We start from the raw sequence: 7,401 nt of genomic DNA, 5'->3' as shown, positions 1-7,401 counted from the left end.
GCAAGCATGTCGGCTTCGCGCTTGGCGGCAGCGACGATGTCGGCGGCCTCCTGCTCGGCTTCCTTGCGCTTGCGCTGGTATTGGCCGAGCAATTGCTGGGCCTCCTCGCGCAGCCGGCGCGCTTCGTCCAGCTCATTGCTGATCCTGGCGGCGCGGGCGTCGAGCGCCTTGGCGATCATGCCAGGCACCTTGATGTAGACGGCAACGCCGAGGAAGATGATCAGGGCTATCGTGGCCCAGAGCGTCGCGAGAGATGTGTAATCCATGATGCGCTCCTCACCGGGCCACGGATTTGACCGCGGCCGCGATCTCGGCCTTGCTGGCCTTGCCGCCAACCAGGGCCTCGACGATCGCCGAAGCGGTGTCCTCGGCAATGCTGCCGACTTCCTTCATGGCATTGGCCTTGATGGAAGAAATGCGGGCTTCGGCTTCGCCAAGCTTCGCGTCGAGCGCGGCCTCGACCTTCTTGCGAGCGGTGTCGGCCTCGGCCTTGGCCGCGTCGTTGGCCTGCTGGCCGATCGCGTTGGCCTTGGTCTTGGCTTCCGCCAGTTCCTGCTCGTAGGCAGCAACGGCGGCGTCGGCCTCGCCCTTCAACTTGGCTGCCTGGTCGAGGTCTTGCGTGATGCGATCGTTGCGGACATCGATGATGCCGCCGACGCGCGGCATCACCACCCGCTTCAGGAAGAGATAGAACAGCCCGAAGGTGATCGCCAGCCACAGAAGCTGCGACGGGAACGTCGCCGGATCGAATGGCGGAAACGTGCCATGCGCTTCAGCAGGCACGCTGGTGCCGGAATGCGTTTCGCCTTCCGTCGCAGCGTGGCTGGTATCGGCTGATGGCGCGGACTCTTGCGCAAAGGCAGATGTCACGAACATGGACTATCCCCGAAATTCAGGCCCGCCGCTTGCGCGGCCGGCCTGTCCAATCTTCCCGAGTGCTCAGCCGAACAGGGCCAGAAGCGCGATGAGAAGCGAGAAGATGCCCAGAGCTTCGGTCACGGCGAAGCCGAAGATCAGACGGCCGAACTGGCCATCAGCAGCCGACGGGTTGCGCAGAGCGCCCGCCAGGTAGCTGCCGAAGATGTTGCCGAGGCCAATGCCTGCGCCACCCATGCCCAGGCAAGCGATGCCGGCGCCGATGTACTTTGCTGCTTCTGCGTCCATTTGTTCAACTCCTTTGGATCTAAAATTCCGTTGCGATTCCATCCGACGCCAATGTTGGAAATTCTTGGGCCGGAAACTTTTGGGCCTAGTGCCCGGGGTGCAGGGCGTCGTTGAGATACATGCAGGTCAACACGGCAAAGACGTAGGCCTGCAGGAAAGCGACCAGCAGTTCCAGTGCCGTCAGCGCCACCGCCATCGCCAGAGGCAGGATCGAGCCGGCGACGCCGACCGCGCCGAGCGCGCTCAGGCTGACGACGAAGCCGGAGAACACCTTCAGCGTGATGTGGCCGGCGAGCATGTTGGCGAACAGACGAACCGAGAGGCTGACCGGGCGCGACACGAAGGAGATCACCTCGATCAGCACCACCAGCGGCAGCAGGAAGACCGGCACGCCATGCGGCACGAACAGTTTCAGGAAGCCAAAACCATGCTTCATGAAGCCGTAGACGACCACGGTTGCGATCACCAGCACGGCAAGGCCGAAGGTGACGATGATGTGGCTGGTGACGGTGAAGAAATACGGGAACAGGCCAAGCAGATTGGCGACGAGCACGAACATGAACAGCGAGAACACGAGAGGGAAGAACTTCATGCCTTGCGTGCCGGCGGCGTCGCGCAACATGTTGCCGACGAACTCGTAGGCCATCTCGGAGACCGACTGAAGCCGCCCGGGAACCAGGCTGCGGCTCGATGTCGTGAGAAACAGGAATCCAGCCGCGACGATCACGGTCGCGACCATGAACAGCGCCGAATTGGTGAAAGACAGGTCATAGCCGCCGATGTCGATCGGAATCAGCTTGTTGATATGGAACTGGTGGATCGGATCGACCTTGTCAGCTGCCACGTTCAAACCCCGTCAATGCCGCGTACGGCCTCGTTACCATTACCGCACATGGTGCGCGGTCATTTCTTGTCGTCTTGGCCACGGCGCGATTTATCGCCCTGTCCAAATTCTGCCACAACGCCGGCGGAACGCATCACATTGAGCACTCCGGCGCCAAAACCAAGCAGCAGAAATACGATCAGACCCCATGGCGATGTCCCCGCCAGACGGTCGATGATCCAGCCGATGCCGGCACCCACCACCACCCCGGCGATAAACTCGCTGGAGAGTTTGAGCGCCTGACCATAACCGGCCACACTGCCCGCTTTCGCGTCGTCTTTCCCCTCGAGCCGGTTCGGCCGCCTTGTCGCAAGCGAAGCTTCAAGATCACGGCGGCGCCGTTCAAGATCGTCATCGCGGATGTCGGGTTCATGCTGATTGCCGCGGCCGGTTTCTCCGGTTCCGTCTGGCCCATTCTTGTCGGCCATCGCAACCCCCCTGCCCGGTCAGACCGTCACCGTCCGTCCGCTTCTAAAGTCGCCGGCAACATAGTTAGAGGGTTTGCGCCCGTCAAGCCACGGGCGGAAGTTCATTGCCATGTATTTTAGGCAATGAAATCAATGGATTACAAAGGTGCGACATCGTGCCCGCCGTGATGACGAGGATGCATGGCGCGAATCCCCCGGGCAATGGCTGTTTGATCGACCGCGTGCCGCGCCAAAGATCGGCGACTGTTCCGCGCTCAGCTCCAGCCGCCACCATAGGTACGATAGAAGATATGCAGGCCGATCTTGGTCATCTTCTGCATAGTGCGCGCCCAGCCGGGATGGACATATTGGGCGTAGTAGTGGGTCGACGATCCGACTTCCGGAATGAAGATCTTGCCGGCTGTGACGGCCATGGCGATCTCCTGAGCGGTCTTGTAGGCGGCAGGGCTATCGACGCGCTTCTTCCTGCCGTCGCAGGCGAAGGAGAACTGGCAACGGTTGAACCAGCTGTCGTTCTGGTAGACGACGCCGCAGATCGAATTCGGATAGGTCGGATTGCGGACGCGGTTGAGGATGACCTGGGCGACGGCGGCCTGGCCGCGCACGGATTCGCTCCTCGCCTCGAAATAAATACCGTTGGCAAGGCATGCCTGCTCCTTCTTGGAGAAGACACTCGCCGGCAGCGGGTTCTGGATCCACGAATGATCGCCCTTGGCCATCGGCGGAATGAAGCGGCCCTCATTAGGCTGCTCGTCCTGAAGCAGGGCTTCGAAGGGCGATGCCTTGGCATAGTCCGGCTCGGACTGCGCATAGGCGGTCGCCAGCACATCCGGATGGTCGTTGTTGACCAGCGCCGCCAGCATGGCCGGCATGCCGGGATCCGGCTTCTTGTCCTCGCGCGCATGAAATGCGGCGGCGATCTGGATTTCCTTGCCTTTGATCTGCGGCTGGGCGAAGGCCATTTTCAGGCCGCTGTCCATGCTGGGCCGCAGCAAGGAGGAGGTGCGCTCGAAGATCGAGCCGGCGTTGAAGTTCTTCGGCGGTGCGACGGGAGAGATCTGGACGATGCGCCCTTTCTTCTCGGCGCGCACGACGCGGTCCTCATCGGGCGTGCCGCTGACCTTGCCGCCCTTGCCGCGAAACGACACGTTGCCGACACCGGCCAGATGGACGCCCGATCCGGAAATGGAGCCGGTGAAATCGGAATCGACAAAGGGCATCTCGGCCGCATGGGTCGATCCGGCTACGGATTTCTCGACATAGGAATTCCAGCGCGTGCTCGATGCTTCGAGGCCGGAAACCAGGCTCGTCATGTCCTGGTAGGCGGCGACGGTCGGAAAGCCGATCCAGATGCCGAAACCGATGACGAGCGGACCCAGAAAGCCACGTTTTCTCTCACCGGCGGCGGCAACCAGCCGCTTCAACACACGTCGATGCACGGAACTCTCTCCAGGAACGCTACAGACCCCACTGGAGAGCAAAATGATGCATTAACCTTGATGGGACGTTAACGGGTTCGATCGGGTTTTCCCGGTCGGCCCGAGGTCGTGGTTGCGAAGTCGGGCGATTTTGCGGCCGACCCTTCAGGCCGGACGCAGGAAGATCGGCCGGGCGATCAGCGCGCAGATGGCGGCCGCCAGCCAGACGCCGGACCAAGACCAGAGGTGCAAGAGCCCCGGAATGGCCACCGGCACCAGGAAGAAGCCGACGAAAACAAAGGTGTTGGCAAGGCTGAGGGCGGTTCCGACATGGCCGGCGCCGGCAAGGGTGGCAAGCTCGGTGTAGGCGACGCCGTGCCAGGCGGAGACCGAGATGCCTGCGGCAATAAGCACGACTGGGAGAACCGCCAACCAGATGAGCTGGCCGCCCGGAACGGTTGGGCCGAACAGGACCAGCAGCCAAAGCATGGCGAAGGCAAGGGCGCTGAACGCGCTGCACAAGCGAAGAAATTGGCGGCGGTTGCCGTGACGGTCGGTGAAGCGGCCGCTCCAGATGCGCATGACCATGGCGCCGATCTGAACGGCGGCGAGGCTCGCGCTGATTGCCGCCGTTCCCAACCCAACGAAATCGTGCAGGAACACGGAGGCGAAGGTGAGCACGGCCACCTGCGGAAAGCAGAGTAGGCCGATGGCGGTCGCGATACGCCAGACATCGCGATTGCGCAGCGGCGCCGGTCCGGCCACAGAAGCCGAAGCGAGATGACCCTTGCCTGCGGTCGGCGGCTCGTGCAGCCAGCGCCAGGCGAACAGGGCAGACAGAGCGGATGCGCCCGCCAGCACCCCGAACACCGCACCAAAGCCGAAAGTCAGCGCAAGCGAGGGCAGCACAAGCGCGCCAAGGCCGCCGCCAAGCGGCACCGCCGTCTGCCTGATGCTCATGGCGAAGCCGCGCTCGTTTTCCCGAAACCAGCCCATGATGGCGCGGCCGCTTGAACCGTTGACGCTGCCGCCGAGCAGTCCGGTGATGAGCAGACTCGCGGAGAGCAGCGTGACATTGGGAGTACCGGCCTTTGTCGGCACAACCAGCATCGCCATGGCCAGGAGCCACGCCGCCGTCGCGCAGAGGCCGATCAGGAGCACGCGGCGGTCGCCCCAGCGGTCGGTGAGCAAGCCCCAGGGCAGTTCGCTGAGCGCGACCCCCAGCCCGAGAAGGCCGAGCGCCAGGCCGAGCTCGCCATTGCCCAAATGATAGCCCTGGCGAAGAACGACCGCCGTCGCCGGGATGCCGGAAAACGTAGCCGAGAAGGCGGCATTGGCGGCAACGCCGATGCCCAGGACTTTCCAGCGATGGCCCGGCTTGAACAGCCTCGCGGCGGAACCAGTATCTTCCAGGAGTTCCGACGGCTGCCGGTCGGTGCAATTGACAATGGCGGACATGATTTCATTTCCCGTGCTGGCCCGTGGTCCGGCCTTGACGATCTGTCCCTACCGCCATAATTTCATCCTGAAAATCAGGAAGTTTTGAACTTACAATCCTAAAAATCGGGACTTCAGACATGCGACGCGTAACTTTCGACCTCGACGTTCTGCGCAGTTTCGTCACCGGCATGGAGCTGGGTAGCTTTGCCAAGGCCGCTGGCCGGCTTGGCCGGTCGACCTCGGCCGTCAGCGCGCAATTGAAGAAACTGGAAGAACAGGCGGCGACGCCGATCTTCCGCAAATCAGGACGTGGCCTCGCTTTGACCGAGGCCGGCGAGACCATGCTCGGCTATGCGCGCAGGCTGATCGAATTGAATGACGAGGCGGCATCCGCCATCCACGATATCGAGCTGGAAGGCTGGGTACGGCTCGGCTTGCAGGAAGATTTCGGCGAGGCGGTGCTGCCGGACGTGCTCGGCCGCTTCGCCCGGGCGCACCCCAAGGTGAAGATCGAAGCCAGGATCGCACGCAGCCACGACCTTGCCGAAAGGGTCATGTCAGGCAGCCTCGACATCGCGCTCGCCTGGCACTGCGGCGAAACGCTGCCCTACAGCCAGCATGTCGCCGATGTGCCGATGCGTTGGATCGGGCCGGCAAAGCGCATCGAGACCAGCCTGCGCGACGGTGAGCCGCTGCCGCTGGTGGCGCTCGAAGCACCATGCCTTCTGCGCACGGTGGCAACCGAAACGCTCGACCGCGCCGGGCTGTCGTGGCGGATGGCCTTTTCCAGCCCGAGCCTTGGCGGCATCTGGGCAGCGGTTGCGGCGGGGCTGGGGCTGACGATCCGCACCGACATCGGCCTGCCGGCCAGCGTCAGCGCGATGACGCCGGAGATCGCCGGGCTGCCGGCATTGCCCAAAATGGCGTTGGTGCTGCACCAGAAGGATGCTGAACTGGATCCGGTGGCAGCGCGGCTGGCCGACATATTGTTGCAGGCGGCGTTGCAGGCGCTGCCGCGGGACGAGCGGTTGAAGGAGGTCGCTTAGACAGCCGGAACAGGTATCCAGCGCCCGACCGCTTATTTGCGCTTGTTCGACCTGCCGGCGAATGGATTGTCCGACGTGCGCAGCGCGATGCGGATCGGCACGCCGGGCATGTCGAAGGCTTCGCGCAGGCTGTTGGAGAGATAGCGGACATAGGATTGCGGCATCGCATCGGGCCGCGAGCACTGGACAACGAAACCTGGCGGCCGGGTCTTGGCCTGTGTGACGTATTTGACCTTCAGCCGGCGCCCGGCCACGGCAGGCGGCGGATGGTGTGCCAGGATGCCTTCCAGCCAGCGGTTGAGCTTGCCGGTCGAAACGCGGCTGTTCCACACCTTGTGGGTCCTGATGACGGCATCCATCAGCTTGTCGAGCCCGCGCCCGGTCTCGCCGGAGACAGGTACGGCCTGGAGGCCGCGCGCCTGGGGAAGAAGCCGTTCCGTCTTCTCGCGCAGTTCGGCCAGAAGCTCCTGGGGATGGTCGATCAGATCCCATTTGTTGAAGGCGATCACCGGCGCCCGGCCTTCCCTGATGATCAGGTCAGCGATCTGCAGATCCTGCTTCTCGAAGGGGATGGTGGCGTCGAGGACGATGATGACGATCTCGGCGAACCGGATGGCGCGCAGGCCGTCCTGCACCGACATCACTTCCAGCTTTTCATGGATCCTGGCCTTGCGGCGCATGCCGGCCGTGTCGAATAGTTTCAGGCGGCGGCCATGCCAATCCCAATCGACCGAGATCGAATCACGGGTGATGCCGGCTTCCGGTCCGGTGAGCAGCCGCTCTTCGCCGATCAGCGCGTTGATCAGCGTCGACTTGCCGGCATTTGGACGGCCGACGACGGCGATGCGCATCGGCTTGGTGTCGTCATAGGTGTGCTCGGCATCCGGATCGGCGATATCCTCACCGATCAGCACCTCGCCCGCAGCGACGTCTTCGTCTTCGCCATCTTCTTCTTCGCCGAAGGCGCGCGCTTCGCCGAGCGCGCCGATCACGGCGTCGCGCAGGTCGGGCATGCCCTGGCC

8 protein-coding genes and 1 pseudogene are annotated in these 7,401 nt (G+C 63.4%); 1 reads left to right on the top strand and 8 read right to left on the bottom strand.

The features are described 5' to 3' along the window. The 7 genes and pseudogenes from EN943_RS32745 to EN943_RS32715 form a co-directional block, all read right to left on the bottom strand. Positions 1-266 (bottom strand): annotated as a pseudogene (locus tag EN943_RS32745) (ATP F0F1 synthase subunit B); the annotation flags it as partial. Between the two features lie 10 nt (positions 267-276). Continuing rightward, positions 277-876, bottom strand: a complete 600-nt coding sequence (locus EN943_RS32740) for a F0F1 ATP synthase subunit B (protein WP_127290956.1) — start codon at positions 874-876, stop codon at positions 277-279. Positions 877-939: 63 nt separating this feature from the next. Beyond that, on the bottom strand, positions 940-1,164 hold the full coding sequence (locus tag EN943_RS32735; RefSeq protein ID WP_006206606.1) for a F0F1 ATP synthase subunit C: 225 nt from the start codon (positions 1,162-1,164) through the stop codon (positions 940-942). An 85-nt stretch (positions 1,165-1,249) separates the two neighbouring features. Further along, entirely contained in the window at positions 1,250-2,008 is a 759-nt protein-coding gene (locus tag EN943_RS32730) for a F0F1 ATP synthase subunit A (protein ID WP_023808677.1), read from the bottom strand. A 59-nt stretch (positions 2,009-2,067) separates the two neighbouring features. Continuing rightward, the gene (locus EN943_RS32725) at positions 2,068-2,475 is read right to left on the bottom strand and encodes an AtpZ/AtpI family protein (protein WP_127416104.1); all 408 of its coding nucleotides are present in this window, start codon (positions 2,473-2,475) and stop codon (positions 2,068-2,070) included. 254 nt (positions 2,476-2,729) lie between these two features. Continuing rightward, positions 2,730-3,914 (bottom strand): cell wall hydrolase, encoded by a 1,185-nt coding sequence (locus EN943_RS32720; RefSeq protein WP_127416103.1) that lies wholly within the window; start codon positions 3,912-3,914, stop codon positions 2,730-2,732. Positions 3,915-4,058: 144 nt separating this feature from the next. Next, positions 4,059-5,351, bottom strand: coding sequence for an MFS transporter (locus EN943_RS32715; RefSeq protein ID WP_127416102.1), 1,293 nt, complete (start codon positions 5,349-5,351; stop codon positions 4,059-4,061). A 119-nt stretch (positions 5,352-5,470) separates the two neighbouring features. Here EN943_RS32715 and EN943_RS32710 point away from each other — a divergent pair, with 119 nt between their 5' ends. Further along, positions 5,471-6,379 carry a LysR substrate-binding domain-containing protein gene (locus EN943_RS32710; protein ID WP_127416101.1) on the top strand — a complete coding sequence of 303 codons (909 nt, stop codon included), beginning with the start codon at positions 5,471-5,473 and terminating at the stop codon, positions 6,377-6,379. A gap of 32 nt (positions 6,380-6,411) precedes the next feature. On the opposite strand, the gene der is transcribed toward EN943_RS32710, so the two are convergent. Continuing rightward, positions 6,412-7,401, bottom strand: a 990-nt coding sequence (der, locus tag EN943_RS32705) for a ribosome biogenesis GTPase Der (RefSeq protein ID WP_127416100.1), incomplete at its 5' end; no start/stop codon positions are given.

Source organism: Mesorhizobium sp. M7A.F.Ca.US.006.01.1.1 (assembly GCF_003997935.1).
Classification (GTDB): domain Bacteria; phylum Pseudomonadota; class Alphaproteobacteria; order Rhizobiales; family Rhizobiaceae; genus Mesorhizobium.
Note: the sequence above shows the minus strand (reverse complement) of the source record. Positions and strands in the feature narration are given on the sequence as shown.